This window comes from Shewanella sp. AC91-MNA-CIBAN-0169 (genome assembly GCF_040310165.1).
Taxonomy (GTDB): Bacteria; Pseudomonadota; Gammaproteobacteria; order Enterobacterales; family Shewanellaceae; genus Shewanella.
On sequence record NZ_JBEOPM010000011.1, the window covers coordinates 97,150 to 114,742 of the forward strand.

The following is a 17,593-nucleotide window of genomic DNA, read 5'->3' on the forward strand; positions in this document are numbered from 1 at the left end:
TTATGGGCATTCTAAACAAGATTCTTACAGCGTTTCGTGGTGGTGCAACTGAAGTTGGCCAAAATATCGTTGACTCAAACTCAACCCGAATTTTTGAACAAGAGATTCGTGATGCAGAAAAGCATTTAACCCGAGCTAAACGTGAATTAACTGATGTTATGGCTAAAGAAATGCAAGCCAGTCGTGAAATTGATCGCCTAAAGCGTAGTGTTGTTGAGCACGAAGGTTATGTCACCCAAGCGCTAGACAAAGGCAATGAAGCTTTAGCAATTGAAATAGCTGAAAAGATTGCTCAGCTAGACGAAGAATTAGCTGAACAACAAACAGCCAATGATAGCTTTAGCTCACATGCAGTGCGTTTAAAAGATTTAGTGAAGAAGACTGAGCGTCAGTTAAATGATTACCAACGTCAACTTACTATGGTTAAAACCACTGAAAGCGTGCAAAAAGCCACTGCAACTATCACTGACTCATTTGCGTCAAGTAATTCAAAACTGCTTAACGCTAAAGATTCACTAGAGCGCATCAAAGCACGTCAACAACAGTTTGATGACCGCTTAAAAGCGTCAGAAACATTAGCTGAAGAGAATAGCGATAAGTCATTACATGCCAAGCTAGCTGAAGCAGGTATTGGTGAGCAAAAGTCGAATGCTAATGCTGTGCTAGATCGCATTAAAGCACGTAAAGGTTAAGCTATTATGGGATTTCTTAGTGGCCTATTCGGCAAAAAAGAAGCCCCGAAGCGTAAGCTTGACCATCCAAATAAACTGCTCAAGGGTGATATGATCACCTTTGATGACAGTTTTGCTTTGCCTACGCAATTGCGCGGGCAACAGCTTAAGGTTGAAGCTATTCATACTTATGAATACCAACGCTCGCAGCTTTGTGAATTCTTATTACGTGGCCATAGCGGCACCGCAATCTATTTATCCTACGTGCAAGAAGACGAATCTTACTTAAGTATTTCAATCAAAATCAACCGCGCTGTGGTTGAACAATTGTTTGAACTTGACGCATTTGCTGAAATATTTGAAGAACCAGGCAAAGCAACGCTGACATTGCAGGCGCTTCCTGCCGAGTTAGCCGCTGAGTTCGATAAATGGCTCAGTGATGAATATCATCAAGTTGAATTTGCCGGTTTTGGTTACTTCCATCGTCAAGATTATCGCGACCTAAAGCCTCCTCAAAATGACGATGATGCTCGCGGTGAAGGTTTTGAAGGTTACAGTTTGGCTAATGCTGATGACTCTCACGCGGTTGATATTGAAGTTTACGAAAGTGGAGACACTGAAGTGATGTTGACTTTATATCGCCCACTGACCGATATTAGAGAGTATTGGCCAGCAAGCTGATACAGGTAGGAGACGATTTTCTAATGAGTTCAGGCAAACCGTTACCAGAGAAATGGCTTAAAAACCAACAAGCTGCAAAAGCAACCCAAGTGGCTTTTGATCTGGATGAGAAGTTTCAATACTCAATCCGAAAAGAAGCCTTAGATAAAGGCGTCAGTCCTTCAGACCAAATCAGGACCATACTTGGACTCTCTGTATCCAAACGTCCAAAGCGTCCTCGTTTAACTGTGTCATTAAATGCTGAAGATTATGTGATTTTAGCGCAGAAATACGGCTTAGAATCTGAGTCGCAGCTGGAAATCAAAAAGCGCGTATTAGATGATTTGGTCCACTTCGTTGATACTAAATCGTCAAAATAAACACCGTTATCAGCACAGTACATTAACTAAAAACAACGCACCAGACACTTGTCTTGTGCGTTTTTTGTTATGATAAACTCAACATCTTAACAAAGCCTCACGGCGAACGAATGCAAACGGACTTATTATATGCTCGAATCTAAACGTTGGTCGGTCAAAAATGTCGATGGCCCAAGTCCATTCGAACTCGCAATGATGGTGTTATCACTGATCTCTGTGGTGATAGTACTCACGATTACCTTTGGTAAGTTAAACGCTGAAACCAACAAAGTACTGCTGTATATAGACACTACAATCTGCATGATTTTTATGACCAAGTTTTTCCATGGTTTGTTCAAAGCACGTAATAAAGCCTTTTACTTTAGGCACCATTGGATAGACTTTGTTGCCAGCATTCCAGCCATTGAAGCACTGCGTATCGCACGTATATTCCAAATATTAAGGGTTATTCGTTTAATCCGCATGAGCCGGTCATTATTAATCCCATTATTGCGTCAGCGAAAACAATCTACATTGGCCAGTTTACTGGTGGCGATGGTATTAATTTTGGCCACTGCATCTGTACTTATTTTATTAGTAGAAAGCACTGAGCCTAACGCCAATATCCAAACAGCAGAGCAAGCTATTTGGTGGGCATTAGTGACCATATCAACCGTCGGTTACGGTGACTTCTATCCCGTCAGTACGGTAGGCCATATCATCGGTGGATTAGTGATCATTAGTGGTGTCAGCTTTTTCGGAGTGATATCTGGTTATATGGCATCTGTTTTCGTCGCACCAGATGAGCAAGAACGTAACGAAGCGCAAGAGGCTCAAGCAGCGCATAAAGCAGAAATCAATACCAAGCTAGAACAAGCGCTAGAGCGCATGGAGCACAATCAGCAGCAAATGATCGAAGAAATTGCCACCTTACGTAATCAACTCGGACAAGGTAAATAGCTTCTGCTCTGCAATATCGTCAGCAGGAAAAAAGATTGCTTAAAAATGTTGATTATCCTGCGCGAGACCAAAAAATAAGCCCAAAGTAATCACTTACTTTGGGCTTATTGTTGGCAACGACATAATGGCTAAGCTAACGCGTTACTCTCCCACCAACTTCTGCCACCAAGATAATGACTCGCCACAATTGGCAACCGGATGATAGCTTGCGTCTAATGCCGGTAGACCGATAATATTGTCACAATTACCTTTCTTAGCCACACCCGTTGTACGATCAAAATAACCATTAATAACCCCATTAACGGGCATCATTCGTAAACTAAGCGGTGGACGTTGATGTAAAAAGGCCTGATACACGGCCATTGCGCCACTACTACCATACAAGCCCGTTTTACTGTTATCGTCTTGGCCAACCCAAATAGCCGCTACGTTACGTTCATCAAATCCAGCAAACCACGAGTCACGACTATCATTACTGGTACCGGTTTTACCCGCTAAACGAACCCCAGGAAATGCAGCGCCTAAACGCTTAGCCGTACCATTTCGCACTACCTGGTTCATTGCATATTGAACTAAGTAATCGGTTGCCGGATCAATCGCCATCGACGATGGAACACGAGTGACTTCCAACGCTTGGTTTTGACTGTCTAATACCGCTGTAATCGATGATAACTTACGATAGCGACCTTCATCAGCAATGGTTTGATAAACTTGAGCCACCATTAATGGTGAGCCATTCACCGCACCCAACAACATCGATGGATAAGGGGATATATCATCCTCCCAACCCGATTTTTTCAATGTAGCAGCAACCTTTTCAACACCAACAGCCAAACCAACGTTAACCGTTGGAACGTTCATTGAATCTTTAAATGCGTTTAATAAAGGCACTTGACCACTGAACTTTTTATCGACGTTTTTAGGTGACCACGTTTTACCTTGCTCATTTTTAAGGGTGATGGGTTTGTCTTCTACGGGAGTGGCTAAAGTAAATTTATCTGCTTGGCGTAATGCACTTGCATACACGAATGGTTTTATTAACGACCCAATTGGACGTCTAATTTCAACCGCGCGGTTAAATCCTTCATAACTCGGTTGTTTATCACCCACCATCGCTGCTATGCCGCCAGTATATTTGTCGGTGACAACCATGCCGACTTGAACGTTTTTAGCCCGTTTATCCAGTGATGCCATGGTAGACAACACGGCTTTTTCTGCGGCTTCTTGGGCCATAGGATCGAGCGTGGTATACACTTTTACGCCCGACTGCTTCAGTAACGAATCACCATAACGGTCGCGTAACTCTTGTTTAACCACAGCAAAAAACGCTGGTAACTTCTGATGTACCGATTTTTTAGCACTGCGTAGACCGATTGGCGACTCTGCTGCAGCTTTATATTGGGCAACGGTTAATTTATCGTTTTCCATAAGCAAACGTAACACTAAATCACGGCGCTCTTGGGCTCGTTCGGGATAACGCCACGGGTTGTAATAAGAAGGTCCTTTAATGACCGCAACTAAAAAGGCTTGCTGCGACACGGTTAATTCACCAATGGGGCGACCAAAATAGAATTGTGAGGCTAATCCCATACCATGCACACCACGGGCCTTGTCTTGGCCCATGTACACTTCATTGAGATAAGCTTCTAAAATTTCATCTTTGCTATAACGAAAATCGATAATCAATGCCATTATGGCTTCACGCACTTTACGCACAATTGAGCGTTCGCTGCTTAAAAAGAAGTTTTTGGCTAACTGCTGAGTTAAGGTTGAACCACCTTGCACCGTACGACCGGCAGTAATATTGACCACCGCAGCGCGTGCAATCGCCAATGGGTTTACCCCAAAGTGATCATAAAAACTGCGGTCCTCAACCAAAATAAGCGCATCGATAATCATTGAAGGCATCTCTGGCGTTCGCACAAATAAACGGTCTTCGCCATCGCCGGCAATAATACGGTCAAGTAATACCGGTTCTAAATGAAATACCGCTAATTCACGTTTGTCAGACATCCGCTTAACTGAGCTAACGCCTTCAGAGTCAAAGCTTATCATCACTCGCTGCTCGGCTTGGTTGCCTTCGGGATGCAAAAACGGCCGACGCCATAATTCGATACGAGTACTTGAAGCAGAAAACTCGCCAACTTGCCGCGGATTGGACACTTTACGGTAACCCAACAAATTAAGCTCAGCCATTAACTGCGGATGGTTTATCGCAGCACCTGGGTACAATGCCATTGAACGACTAAAAACTTGGGCCGGTAAATGCCACTTTTGGCCTTCAAATTTCTGCGCAATAATTTGGTCTAAATAAATAGCGTAAAAGCTCACAACAGCAATACCAACGATTGATAATTTCCATGTGAGCGACCACAGTTTTTGCCACCAAGATGAGCCACTTTTTTTTGTGTTGGCTGAAGACTTTTTGGGTTTTTTACTCATAAATAATGGTTTCGTTTTCCATATAACGCTGAAATAATTGCATGTTATTAATAAGCTAGATGACTTATTTACACGCCTGGAGTTTTCTTTTTAGTAAATTTTGTTGCCACTGTATTCACTGGGTCATCAGGCCATAAATGCCTAGGATAACGACCACGCATTTCTTTTTTTACATCAATATATGGGCCTTGCCAGAAGCTGGCTAAATCTGCCGTGGCGGCTAATGGTCGTTGTGCTGGCGACAACAACTCCATAGTAACCGTCATTTTGCCGTGCAATATTGTCGGGCTTTGCGCCATCCCTAATGCTTCTTGTAAACGTACACTAAGCAACGCACGGCCTTGTTGGTCATTGTTATGATAAAAATGTCCGTCAGTATCAAGTGGCATCTGGTAACGGATGGGGGCACGAGTGCCAGTTGCCATCGGCCAATGTGTTGGCACCAGTTGCTCTAATAGCTGCTGCTGTTGCCAATTGAGTAAATTTTTCACCAATCCATACGCGGCTACTTTAGCCAATGCGGCCAATGAACGAATGTTATCCAAATGTGGCCCAAGCCAATCTTCTAACGTCGCCAGTAAGTACTCATCGCTTAAACAAGGCCAATCATGCTCTGGCGCAAAGTATCGAGCTAATTCAACCCGATATTGTAACTGGATTAACAGCTCGTCACGATTAAGGATTGTTAACCCTTTTATACGGATCTGTTCTAATAATGCTGCGGTAATTTGTGCTCGTTCAGGTGTAATACCGGTGTCGATTTTAATGATAACCTCACCGATTTTGGTATGTTTTTCAGCAAAAAAACGCCCTTTTGCTTCATCCCAACCACCGTGAACATGAATAGTTACTAACGAGGCAAGTTCGGCAGTAAACAAGCGTTCATCTAACCTTGCAGCAAGGTAAATTTGGCCAGCATTACGACCTTGAGTCTCTTGAAAGTCAGCAACCACTAACCAAGGTTCATGAGCCAAACTGTCTTCGGCATTGATCACCACACCCGTACCATTACTTAATAAAAAGCCTTCATGGCCTCGAGCTTTGGCAATACGATCAGGGTAAGCAAGTGCTAACAAATAGCTTATATCACGAGTCGATGCATTACGTATTGCCTCATTGACCTGACCCGATATCGCCAAAGATTGTTGCCATTGCCTAACTTGCTGTTTAATTTGCCCCTGCAAAGCCTCGGTCAAATAATGATGAATATCAGCGCCTTTTTTCGGTAGTCCACGGGCTTCAATAATGCCTGCTAATACGCAAGCCAGCAGGCAAAGTTGCGGCTGATTGTCGTGCAAGGCAAGTTGCTTAGCTTTGAGCAGCATATGCGCTAAGCGCGGATGACAACCTAATGCATAAGCCTCTCGGCCAAGTGACGTTAATTTACGTTGTGGATCAATTAATTCAAGTTGAATAAGTAATCGCCATGCGACTTGTTCATGGATCGGCGGCGGTGGTGTGAGCAATGATAATTCAGCAAATGATTTAGCGCCCCAACTGGCACAATCAAGTGCCATAGAAGTCAGTTCCGCTTGCGTGATTTCTGGCTCATCGACTTTGCGCATGCGCCCTTGTTCTTCTTGGCTCCATAACCGCACGCAATAACCCGCAGCTAAGCGCCCTGCTCGGCCACTACGTTGAATAGCCGATGCCTGGCTAATGCGCTTAAGCCCTAAGCGTGTCACGCCGGTTTTAGGGTTAAAACTCGCTTCACGTCGATAACCGCTGTCTATAACAAGGGTGATGCCTTCAATCGTTAAACTCGATTCAGCCACGTTAGTCGCGAGGACGATTTTACGTTTACCCGGTTCTGCTGCACGAATGGCTTGATCTTGCTCCGCTGACGACAAGTCGCCATACATAGGACAAATAAGCCATGATGCATCTAAACGCTCACGCAATAATCCAGCTAATTTACGAATTTCACCTTTACCGGGTAAAAACGCCAAAACGCTGCCCTGTTGATATTGCGCTAGATTGGGATCGGAAATGGTATCGATAACCACGCGGGACATGTGTGTTAGCCACAACTGTTGCCCAGGGCAAGGCTGATAAGCAATCTCAACCTCAAAACTGCGACCATCACTGTGTATTTGCGCAGCATCGGGCATTAACGTGTCTAGCGGTAAGCCAGACAAGGTGGCAGACATAGCAATAATGTGTAAATCGTCACGTAATGATTGCTGCACTTCCAGTGCTAAAGCCAAGCCTAAATCAGTCGTAAGATGACGCTCATGTATTTCATCGAAAATAATCACATCAATCCCACTAAGCTCTGGGTCTTGTTGGATCATGCGGGTCAGAATACCTTCGGTGACAATTTCTAATCGAGTATCTGCGCTGACTTTTGATTCGCCACGGACACGATAACCCACTTGCTGGCCAACATTTTGGCCCAATTGTTGGGCAATAAACTTAGCGACATTGCGGGCCGCGACTCGACGGGGTTCTAACATCAGAATTTTGCCATGAATTTCAGGCCAGGCTAACATCGCTAATGGTAATGCTGTGGATTTACCTGCACCGGTTGGCGCTTCGATAATAATGTGTGAATGGGCCGAAAACTGCACACGCAACGAGTCGAGTACCGCGTGAATCGGCAATGTCGTGGGCATCAATGATGGGTGCTGCTGCAATACTTGTTTTGAGGTCAACGCGATTAACTTTTACGGCTATTTTCTGCGGTTCATTTTACCCACATTGTATCAAGGTGTCATTAATTGCCTATTTCAAAGCCTATTTGGCTACCTTTTTAACAAAGCAATTAACCGCTCTCAGTTATTGAGTCATTTTACTCATTTAGATTAACCAGGGAGTCCGTAAACCGTGTTGTAGTTCAGCTAATCGTGTCGGTTTATTAATAGCATAGCCTTGCGCATAATCGACACCAATATTTTTCAGATATACGCCAATATCAGTGTTTTCAACAAACTCTGCGATAACTTCAAACCCCATGTCTTTTCCGAGCTGACAAATAGCCGAAACAATGGCTTTATCACTGCGGTTTTCGCATAAATTCACTACAAATTGGCCGTCAATTTTAACGTAATCGACATCAAGACATTTCAAATATGCAAAGCTAGAAAAACCAGAACCAAAATCATCTAATGCAATCTTACAACCAAATGGTCGTAACAACTCAATTAATCCGGTAGCTTGGTCTAATTGGCTTACCGCTGCAGTTTCGGTTATTTCAAAACATAATTTACTCACCAGCTCAGGTTCAACCATTAAGCGCATTTCAAGCCAAGTCATGAACTTTTGGTCAGCAAGTGACATCGCAGACAAATTCACCGACACCATGGAAAGCTGTTCCCATGTAGCTAAATTATTGCCGCCCCACGTCAATAAATTATCGATAACCCAACGGTCTACTCGAGGCGCTAAGTTATAACGCTCAGCAGCAGGTAAAAACACCCCCGGCGATACATATTGGCCATCACTCTGCACCATGCGAAGTAGAATTTCCATGTGGATGCCAGTGTCGGGTTTATCGAGCGGCTCAATTAATTGATAGAATAGCTCAAACTGATTTAATGCCAGTGCGCCTGTAATATCCACAGATGCCAGCATTTGGTTATACATCATGTGCATTTGTGGGTCGTCAGGATTATAAAAATGCCAACGGTTACGGCCTTCTTCTTTGGCCAAGCGGCAAGCGGCATCAGCTTTGCTCATCACACCGTAAATATCGGAGTCAACATAATCGACTTTGGCAATGCCAATGCTGGCACTAATGTTGTGTTTGATACCTTTCCAAGTAAATTCATGATCAAACAACTGTTGGCAAATTCGTTTTGCCACTTGTTGCGCCGATGCGGTATCAGAATAATGCATCAATAAGCCAAACTCATCGCCGCCTAAACGCGCAACCACATCGTCTTTACGTAATAATTGTTTTAAGCGAGTCGCCACTTGTTGCAGCAACACATCACCCGCTTGATGACCACTAAGGTCATTTACCACTTGAAATTGATCGAGATCGAGAAAGGCAATACAAGCCGGAGCGTGTTCGTCGTCTTTTAATAACTCTTCAAGCATGTTTTCGAACTGTAATCGATTTGGTAATCCGGTTAGCACATCATAATTGGAATGAAACGATAACTCATCGGCAAGTCGATAACGTTCGGTGACATCTTCAATCATTAATAATAACTGTTGCTGTTTATTAAGTGCATGGCAAAAGCTAAACTTATACCAGTATATTTGAACCCCATTTCGTAACGGCACTTCACACCAGGCTTGGCGTAAAATACCTTCTCGAACGATATGCAAGGTATCGAGTAATAGTGGGTGATCATCTTCTCGTAGCAACATAAATAAACTCTGCCCGACTGTAATGGGTAAATTTTGTTTACTCGCATCATTTTGCAATACAACATTATTGTGTAAATCAATCAACGCACATGGCATCGGCAGTAACTGAAATAGCTCTTGATACTGTTTATCTTTACTGTCTAAAAGCACGGATAAACGACGAAGTTCAAGTGAAGAGGCTAATTGATATGCAATATCATCGAGTAACTTTTGCACAAACGCACAAGGATCATCTTGCTGACTCACTACTGTGTTTGCATCGGATGCACACATAGTGCCTAAAACAACTTTAACATTGCCAACATGCAAAACAGGACTCAGAGCAAGATGCTTACAATCAATATCGAGTTGATTAAAGATGCCTAAAAGCGGTGTAAGGAGTCGATTTTCGTCAGCGGTAAATGATTGCTCTGGGGAATGAGGATAAATGATTGCTTGATAACTGTTAAATAATGATTCGCACAGTGACAAATTATCTTGTAAATGCTGGTTAAACAGCGCTTCTGATGCTGGTGAAGCACCAAAATGACTGACACATTGTTGCTCTGAAGTGTCGATAATATCAGTATCGACGGCAAATAATTTATCATATTGACTCGTCAACACAAATGCAGCGCTGCATTCTAGCCTTTGACAGACTAATTGTAATGCTTGATTAAGCAGTGATAACACCGAAGTATTACTACCCTCAATAGGTCCATTTGTAAAAACACTTTTCAATAGTTGCTGGGTGCTATCGGCCATTCATCAACTCATTCAAGGTTAGCAATTCAATTTGCTTGGGAATAAAATCAGTTATCTTGTGGATGCCATATCGCTAACTATAAGCGCTAACTATAAGCACTATATTGATTAGGTAGTTAACTGAAACCACGATATGTTTTTAAAATCAGTAGTATTGTTAATCTATCAACGTTTATGTTTCAGCTCAATAAATAATAGGGCCAACCGGATGCGAACACCTTCGTCAGCAAGATTATTTGTCGGCTTTAGCGTAGACAAACCACAAATAGATAAAATATTACATCTACAACAAACACTTATAACTAAAATAAATACAAATTCAGTAGCCACTTTAGCACACAACTTACACATAACATTAGGCTTTTTCGGTCAAATAGATCCGACCACTTGTTCAAAAATCTATGAAGCAATAAATCAGATGCCTAAAACAACTTTCAGTCAAGTTATCGACACCTTCGCTTGGTGGCAAACAGCACAATTAATCTGTTTAAAAGGACAAGCGAGTACATCATTAAACACTATGGCGAATGACATTAAGAACATTGCAAAAACTCACCATCTAGCCATCAGTCAATACGATTATGTTCCGCACATTAGTCTATTTCGTGGGGTGACAACAGCTTCTTTACCAGCCGTGGTAAAGGACACTCAGCTCATCATCGCGCCAAGCCATTTGCACTTATATCAATCGACTGGCCACCACCATAACGTTAACTACACGATATTAGAAAGTTGGCCGTTACGGCAAAAATAAAAACCGTCACCACAGAATGTGAGCGACGGTTTAATGTTAATTACAATTGATGACTAGTCTTTTAATAACTCAGCAATGGTCAATACGCCATGTGTTGTCGCACCAGCGGCCCATAGCGCCGACGCTGATGATTCAAAAGCACCTGCGAGATCAACGTGTAACCAATTCGCATTTGGTGATACAAAACGCCATAAGAAACCGGCCGCGTTTGATGCGCCACCTGCACCGCCACCTTTAACTGGGCGACTGTTTGCAGTATCAGCATAAGCTGATGGACACATATCTTTATGCCAAGCATCTAACGGCAATGGCCATACGTTTTCAGAAACGGCTTCAGCACATTGCTGTGCAAGCTGTAATGTCGCCTTTTGTGGTGAAAAAATGGCGTTATAATTTGAGCCCACAGCCATCACAGCAGCGCCGGTTAACGTTGCAGCATCAATAATTAAGCCTGCGCCCGTTTCTGATGCAGCTTGTAAACCATCGGCTAGCACTAAACGTCCTTCAGCATCAGTATTAACAATTTCAACCGTGGTGCCGTTTTTGTAGGTTAGAACATCACCCAGCTTGAAAGCATTACCGCTAACTAAGTTTTCTGCACAACACAAAAATAGCTTAACGCGTTTGTTCAAACCAGCCTTCATGGCTAATCCCAATGCAGCAGTAACAGTGGCAGCACCGCCCATGTCACACTTCATCGCTAACATACCTTCTGACGACTTCAAGCTATAGCCGCCTGAGTCAAACGTAATACCTTTACCCACTAAGGCAACAGAGACTGGAGCATCTGCGCCTAACGGATTAAAATCAAGCTCTAACAATGCAGGAGGACGTTCACTACCACGACCCACAGCATGAATACCGACCCATTTTTTTTCTAATAATTCATGGCCTTCAATAATGTTAAAACTGACATGGTCACCACCAATATTTTTTAGCCAAGACGCCGCTTGATTAGCTAACGATAAAGGCGATAAATCTTCTGGAGTATCATTGATCAATTTGCGCGCAAACTGGGCCGCTACGGCACGTTGATTCAACGTTTCTTTATCGGCGTCACTACCACACCAGTCCACTTGGTATCCTGCTTTAGCCGTGGCAAAACCTTGTGCAAATGCCCACTGTGAATTCAGGGTCCATAAGCCACCGTCTAGCTGCACATAATTAATGCCTTGATTGCGGATTTTTCTTGCGGCCATCTGCACTTGACGCAGTTCATCGCTACCCGATAGATGGATTGTTGCCTTAGTACCTTGGTAAGTCACATCAGCTTTACCCCAATGTTCTGCAGGGGCTTCGGTGGTGAGCGTAACGGTCATAATATTCATAATAATCCCTTGTAGTAAGCCAAATAACACCAATGCTCGAGCTTAATCACGAGCTAATGGCAGTAGTGTAGACAAAACATAATCGATAAACCAAGCTAAAGTTTGTTAGCATTGTTGTAAATCAACTCATTAGATGAGTCATCGATGAAATTTACTCCCGAATTAGAATCCGGTGTATTAATTAAACGATACAAACGCTTTCTTGCCGATATCATGCTACCTAACGGGCAAGAAATCACGATTCATTGCCCAAATACTGGTTCAATGAAAAATTGCTTATTCCCTGGTGAAAAGGTGTGGTTTTCCAGCTCCGACAATCCAAAACGAAAATATGCCCACACATGGGAATTAATGCAGACAGATCAGCAGCATTATATCGGGATTAATACCGGGCGAGCCAATGCTCTTGCAGAAGAAGCGATTAATCGGCAAGTGATTACCGAACTATTAGGTTACGAGCATTTAAAACGCGAAGTAAAGTATGGCAGTGAAAATAGCCGCATCGATATCTTGCTCACTAGCCAAAACCGGCCAGAGTGCTATATTGAAGTGAAGAGTTGTACTTTACTAGAAGATAAAATGGGTTACTTCCCCGATGCCGTAACCACTCGTGGACAAAAGCATCTGCGAGAACTCATCCACATGGTGGAATTAGGCCATCGTGCTGTTTTATTATTTGTGGTGCAGCACAGTGGCATCACGAGTGTTAAACCCGCGCGACATATAGATCCACAATATGCAGACTTACTTGAACAAGCCGTAGCAAATGGCGTTGAAGTGCTAGCTTATAAAACAGCGCTTTCGCCACAGGGAAGCCTGATCACTTCAGCTTGTAAAGTCATGCTGTAGATCAAAATAAAAATTAAATAACAAGTAAAAAATTTGCCACGCTATAGAGTTTCTGGTATAGATAGCGGCCATAAATTTAAGACGTCCTTAAAACGCAAATGATTACAGGAGATGCGTTATGCCTCAAGGCACGAAAAAACTTGGCGTACTCGCTATCGCTGGAGTAGATCCTTACCAGGAATCGGCTGGTGAAGAGTATATGAATACCAAGCAACGTGGTCACTTTACATTGATCCTCGAAGCATGGCGTAACCAATTGCGTGAAGAAGTCGACCGTACGTTAACTCACATGCAAGATGAAGCTGCAAACTTTCCTGATCCTGTCGACCGTGCAGCACAAGAAGAAGAATTCAGCTTAGAATTACGCGCTCGTGACAGAGAACGTAAATTGATCAAAAAGATTGAAAAGACTTTACAGTTGATCAAAGAAGACGATTTTGGTTTCTGCTTCTCATGTGGCGTAGAAATTGGTATCCGTCGACTTGAAGCTCGCCCTACAGCCGATCAATGTATCGATTGTAAAACGCTAGCTGAAATAAAAGAAAAACAAATGGCGGGTTAACCCGTTATTGATTAGGGCGAGATTATCTCGCCCTTTTTATTGACTTTATTTACCCACTAACAAATTAACAAATTAACAAGGCTATTGTGTTGTCGCATTAACTGACGATAATAACAATACGATGTTAACGAAAAACAACGCTATAACATGATTCCCCCATCCTATATCGGACGTTTTGCGCCCTCACCATCAGGTTCACTGCATTTTGGCTCACTCATTGCTGCATTAGGCAGTTATCTTCGCGCGCACAGTCAACAAGGCCAATGGCTTGTCCGCATAGAAGATATCGACCCGCCACGCGAAGTCCCCGGTGCAAGCGATAACATCCTTAGAACACTCGATGCCTACGGCTTACATTGGCATGGAACCGTACTATTTCAACAGCAACGATATCAGGCTTATCAAGATCAAATTGAAGCGTTTATCGCCAGTGATCTTGCTTATTATTGCCAATGCACACGTAAAATAATTCAAACCAGCGGCGGAGTGTATGACGGCCGTTGTGGCCGACTTCAGCCTAGACTGACACACGGCGCAATTCGAATTCGTAATCACGTTAAAATTGATCATTTTGTTGATAAACTTCAAGGCTCGGTGATGGTTGATAAAGCTTTCGCCGAAGAAGACTTTATTATTAAACGCAGTGATGGTTTGTATGCTTACCAACTCGCCGTTGTACTCGACGATGCGTATCAAGGCATAACTGAAGTGGTCAGAGGTTGTGATTTACTTGAAGCCAGTTGCCGACAAATAAGTTTGTTTACCCAATTGGAATTTACGCCACCTGATTGGCTACATTTGCCGTTAGTTTGTGCCGAGAAAGGCTTTAAATTATCCAAGCAGAATTATGCTCCAGCCATAGATGTCATTCACCCTCAAGCCAGTATTAATGCGGCACTGACCTTTTTAGGCCAAAAAGCTGTCGATGTAGATTCGGTAGAAGTGATGCTTAAACAGGCTGTTGAACAATTTGACCTAAGCACGATTCCTGCACAAAAAGAAATTGTCTTATCGACAATAAACAACTAGGTATCGTCATTAACTGACATAAGTTATTGCATTAAGCCCTTTTTAGCGCAACTGTACGTATACTCATTCGGTCACATTTAATGTATTATACCCGCCAGATTTTTAATCAAATTATTATAGCATTTCGAGGTGTATTATTTTTCGCCGTATTAGCCAATTCTGTAAACAGCTATTTGAAAACAACAAAGTAGCTCCAGTCCTTGAAGAACCCATTCAAGAAGATGGCTTACGTCTGGATATTATCTCCAGAGATGGTCACTCAATTTCACGTCGTCAAATTAGTGAAAATGCACTAAAAGTACTTTATCGTCTTAATAAATCTGGCTACAAAGCTTATTTAGTGGGCGGTGGAGTACGTGACATTCTATTAGGTCTTGAACCGAAAGATTTTGACGTCGTCACTAATGCCACCCCAGATGACATTAAAAAGTTATTCCGCAATTGTCGCTTAGTCGGCCGTCGCTTTAGACTGGCGCATATCGTTTTTGGTCGTGATGTCATTGAGGTTGCCACTTTCCGCGGTCACCACAGTGAAAGCAATGATAAAGTATCAAAATCCAACGCTGAAGGCCGTTTGTTACGCGATAACGTCTACGGTGAGATCGATGAAGATGCTGAGCGCCGTGACTTCACCATTAACGCGCTCTACTATGATATTAGTGATTATTCTATTCGCAGCTATGGTGGTGGAATAAACGATCTCAATGCTAGAACGATTAAGCTTATTGGCGACCCAGACACGCGATACCGCGAAGACCCGGTGCGTATGCTTCGTGCTGTTCGTTTTGCGACGAAACTTGATATGCAAATCGATGCCGTGACAGCGGATCCCATCAAAGCCCTTGCTCCATTGCTAGCAGATATTCCTGCTGCGCGCATGTATGAAGAAGTATTGAAACTGTTTTTTGCCGGTAAAGCAGAAGCTAATTACCACATGATGCAACGTTTTGGTTTATTCGCGCCCTTGTTCCCACAAGTCGGTGCATTAATTGAAGAGTCGCCTAAAGGGTATGCCGCTAAAATGCTCCAAGTCGTTATGCGTAATACCGATATCCGTGTTAGCGAAGATAAAACCGTGACTCCGGCATTTTTCTTTGCGGCAATCTTGTGGTATCCCGTTAAGCAACGAGCTGATGATATTGCCATTGAAAGCGGCTTAACTCATTACGATGCATATGTTGCTGCAATGGGTGATGTGCTTGAAAAACAGTGTCTAACAATTAGCTTACCACGCCGATTTAGCACTCCAGCACGCGACATTTGGCAATTGCAGTTACGATTAGAACGCGGTCAAGGCACTCGAGCATTTAAACTACTAGAGCACCCTAAATTCAGAGCAGCTTATGATTTACTGCTACTGCGCGGTGAAGTTGAAATGGGTAATATTGCCAAGATAGCTGAGTGGTGGAAAGCGTTTGTAGAAGCTGATGAAACTGACCGTAGCGACATAGCTAAAAGCATCAAAGGCAGCAATAATCGTAACAGAAATGCACCACAGCGTAAGCGTCGCCGTAAACCAGCAGCCAAGCCAGCAGAAGAATAACAATGGCGGTTCAAGTTTATGTTGCCATAGGCGCTAATTTAGCTGAGCCAATACAACAACTCGATGTTGCAGTATTGGCGCTAAAGGCATTGGCAATAAACAACACTTTTACGGTGTCAGCATATTATGGTTCCAAGCCCATGGGTGATGTTATTCAGCCAGATTATGTCAATGCTGTCGCGGGGTTTGAAACCTCGCTATTGCCCATTGAGTTACTCGATACCTTACAAGAAATCGAGCAACAACAAGGGCGTGTACGACTTGAACACTGGGGACCTCGTACCTTAGATTTAGATTTGTTACTCTATGGTCAACAACACATCAACGAACCTCGACTTTGTGTGCCTCATTACGGCATGAAGCAACGCAGTTTTGTGTTAGTTCCATTAGCAGACATTGCACCAGCGCTAACATTGCCTTGTAATACAAGCCTTGAAAGCCTTATTAGTGTGGCAATGCGTGATGAATTACAAAAGCTTATCGATTAAAGTTGATCTTAACAGACAGAAGATTAAGCTCAGCTTTTAGTATTTCAATATTGTTTTAAGAGTCTACTATGTCAAAAGTCACCAGTTCGACCCTAATCAAGTTCAAACAAGAAGGTAAAAAGTTCACCGCATTAACGGCTTATGACGCTAGCTTTGCCGGCGCATTTGACAGTGAAGGTGTTGATGTACTTCTAGTGGGTGATTCACTCGGTATGGTGCTTCAAGGCCATAACGATACCTTACCAGTAACCATTGCCGATATTGCTTACCATACCGCTTGTGTCAAACGTGGTGTTTCGCACGCATTACTCATCGCAGACATGCCGTTTATGAGCTATAGCACCCCAGAACAGACCATGACTAACGCTGCAATATTAATGCAGGCAGGTGCCAGCATGGTTAAATTAGAAGGCGGACATTGGTTACTTGAAAGCGTAAAAATGTTAACCGAACGTGGTATTCCAGTTTGTGCTCACCTAGGATTAACGCCACAGTCGGTGAACGTTTTTGGCGGATTTAAAGTGCAAGGTCGCGACGCTGATAACGCGCAACGCATTCTAGATGAAGCTAAAGCATTGCAAGCTGCTGGTGCGCAATTATTAGTGGTTGAGTGTATTCCAGCCTCCCTGGCTAAAGCCATTACTGAAGCACTAACCATTCCAGTTATCGGTATCGGCGCTGGAGCTGACACCGATGGCCAAATTCTTGTTATGCACGATGTTTTAGGCATTTCGAGTGGCTACATTCCCCGTTTTTCAAAAAACTATCTCAAACAAACCGGCGAAATCCGTTCGGCTATCAGAGCTTATATTGATGAAGTTGCTAACGGCACATTCCCAGCGGAAGAACATACCTTTAATTAATATAACATCTTGATAATATAAATT

The 17,593-nt window shown here is 43.1% G+C and carries 15 protein-coding genes; 11 read left to right on the forward strand and 4 right to left on the reverse strand.

Features of this window, described 5'->3' with window-relative positions:
- Nucleotides 1–2: 2 nt before the first annotated feature.
- The 4 genes from AAEY98_RS11350 (at nucleotide 3) to AAEY98_RS11365 (ending at nucleotide 2,650) form a co-directional block, all read left to right on the forward strand.
- Nucleotides 3–692: a PspA/IM30 family protein gene (locus AAEY98_RS11350; protein WP_101085276.1), complete on the forward strand. Its 690-nt coding sequence runs from the start codon at nucleotides 3–5 to the stop codon at nucleotides 690–692.
- A 6-nt stretch (nucleotides 693–698) separates the two neighbouring features.
- Nucleotides 699–1,352: a hypothetical protein gene (locus AAEY98_RS11355; protein WP_162023855.1), complete on the forward strand. Its 654-nt coding sequence runs from the start codon at nucleotides 699–701 to the stop codon at nucleotides 1,350–1,352.
- A gap of 23 nt (nucleotides 1,353–1,375) precedes the next feature.
- Nucleotides 1,376–1,711, forward strand: coding sequence for a hypothetical protein (locus AAEY98_RS11360; RefSeq protein WP_101085274.1), 336 nt, complete (start codon nucleotides 1,376–1,378; stop codon nucleotides 1,709–1,711).
- A 129-nt stretch (nucleotides 1,712–1,840) separates the two neighbouring features.
- Nucleotides 1,841–2,650 carry an ion transporter gene (locus AAEY98_RS11365; protein WP_351016975.1) on the forward strand — a complete coding sequence of 270 codons (810 nt, stop codon included), beginning with the start codon at nucleotides 1,841–1,843 and terminating at the stop codon, nucleotides 2,648–2,650.
- A 141-nt stretch (nucleotides 2,651–2,791) separates the two neighbouring features.
- Here AAEY98_RS11365 and mrcB read toward each other — a convergent pair whose 3' ends face one another.
- The 3 genes from mrcB to AAEY98_RS11380 all read right to left on the reverse strand — a co-directional run bounded on the left by mrcB (nucleotide 2,792) and on the right by AAEY98_RS11380 (nucleotide 10,153).
- Nucleotides 2,792–5,092, reverse strand: coding sequence for a penicillin-binding protein 1B (mrcB, locus tag AAEY98_RS11370; RefSeq protein ID WP_351016978.1), 2,301 nt, complete (start codon nucleotides 5,090–5,092; stop codon nucleotides 2,792–2,794).
- A gap of 68 nt (nucleotides 5,093–5,160) precedes the next feature.
- Nucleotides 5,161–7,707 carry an ATP-dependent helicase HrpB gene (hrpB, locus tag AAEY98_RS11375; RefSeq protein ID WP_351017029.1) on the reverse strand — a complete coding sequence of 849 codons (2,547 nt, stop codon included), beginning with the start codon at nucleotides 7,705–7,707 and terminating at the stop codon, nucleotides 5,161–5,163.
- Nucleotides 7,708–7,891: 184 nt separating this feature from the next.
- A complete protein-coding gene (locus AAEY98_RS11380; RefSeq protein WP_351016981.1) occupies nucleotides 7,892–10,153 on the reverse strand; it encodes a putative bifunctional diguanylate cyclase/phosphodiesterase in 2,262 nt (753 codons plus the stop codon).
- Nucleotides 10,154–10,361: 208 nt separating this feature from the next.
- Here AAEY98_RS11380 and thpR point away from each other — a divergent pair, with 208 nt between their 5' ends.
- Nucleotides 10,362–10,907 (forward strand): RNA 2',3'-cyclic phosphodiesterase, encoded by a 546-nt coding sequence (gene thpR, locus AAEY98_RS11385; RefSeq protein ID WP_351016984.1) that lies wholly within the window; start codon nucleotides 10,362–10,364, stop codon nucleotides 10,905–10,907.
- 53 nt (nucleotides 10,908–10,960) lie between these two features.
- Here thpR and pepB read toward each other — a convergent pair whose 3' ends face one another.
- A complete protein-coding gene (gene pepB, locus AAEY98_RS11390; protein ID WP_351009625.1) occupies nucleotides 10,961–12,235 on the reverse strand; it encodes an aminopeptidase PepB in 1,275 nt (424 codons plus the stop codon).
- 144 nt (nucleotides 12,236–12,379) lie between these two features.
- Between pepB and sfsA the strand changes: the two genes are divergently transcribed.
- The 6 genes from sfsA to panB all read left to right on the forward strand — a co-directional run bounded on the left by sfsA (nucleotide 12,380) and on the right by panB (nucleotide 17,569).
- Nucleotides 12,380–13,084, forward strand: a complete 705-nt coding sequence (gene sfsA / locus AAEY98_RS11395) for a DNA/RNA nuclease SfsA (protein WP_101085268.1) — start codon at nucleotides 12,380–12,382, stop codon at nucleotides 13,082–13,084.
- Between the two features lie 118 nt (nucleotides 13,085–13,202).
- The gene (dksA, locus tag AAEY98_RS11400; RefSeq protein ID WP_011638715.1) at nucleotides 13,203–13,646 is read left to right on the forward strand and encodes an RNA polymerase-binding protein DksA; all 444 of its coding nucleotides are present in this window, start codon (nucleotides 13,203–13,205) and stop codon (nucleotides 13,644–13,646) included.
- 147 nt (nucleotides 13,647–13,793) lie between these two features.
- Complete coding sequence (gene gluQRS / locus AAEY98_RS11405) at nucleotides 13,794–14,675, forward strand: tRNA glutamyl-Q(34) synthetase GluQRS (RefSeq protein WP_101085267.1); 882 nt, start codon at nucleotides 13,794–13,796, stop codon at nucleotides 14,673–14,675.
- A gap of 241 nt (nucleotides 14,676–14,916) precedes the next feature.
- Nucleotides 14,917–16,218, forward strand: a complete 1,302-nt coding sequence (pcnB, locus tag AAEY98_RS11410) for a polynucleotide adenylyltransferase PcnB (protein ID WP_162024398.1) — start codon at nucleotides 14,917–14,919, stop codon at nucleotides 16,216–16,218.
- Nucleotides 16,219–16,220: 2 nt separating this feature from the next.
- Nucleotides 16,221–16,706, forward strand: coding sequence for a 2-amino-4-hydroxy-6-hydroxymethyldihydropteridine diphosphokinase (gene folK, locus AAEY98_RS11415; protein ID WP_162023860.1), 486 nt, complete (start codon nucleotides 16,221–16,223; stop codon nucleotides 16,704–16,706).
- Between the two features lie 68 nt (nucleotides 16,707–16,774).
- On the forward strand, nucleotides 16,775–17,569 hold the full coding sequence (gene panB, locus AAEY98_RS11420; protein ID WP_351016987.1) for a 3-methyl-2-oxobutanoate hydroxymethyltransferase: 795 nt from the start codon (nucleotides 16,775–16,777) through the stop codon (nucleotides 17,567–17,569).
- The last annotated feature ends 24 nt before the right edge of the window (nucleotides 17,570–17,593 follow it).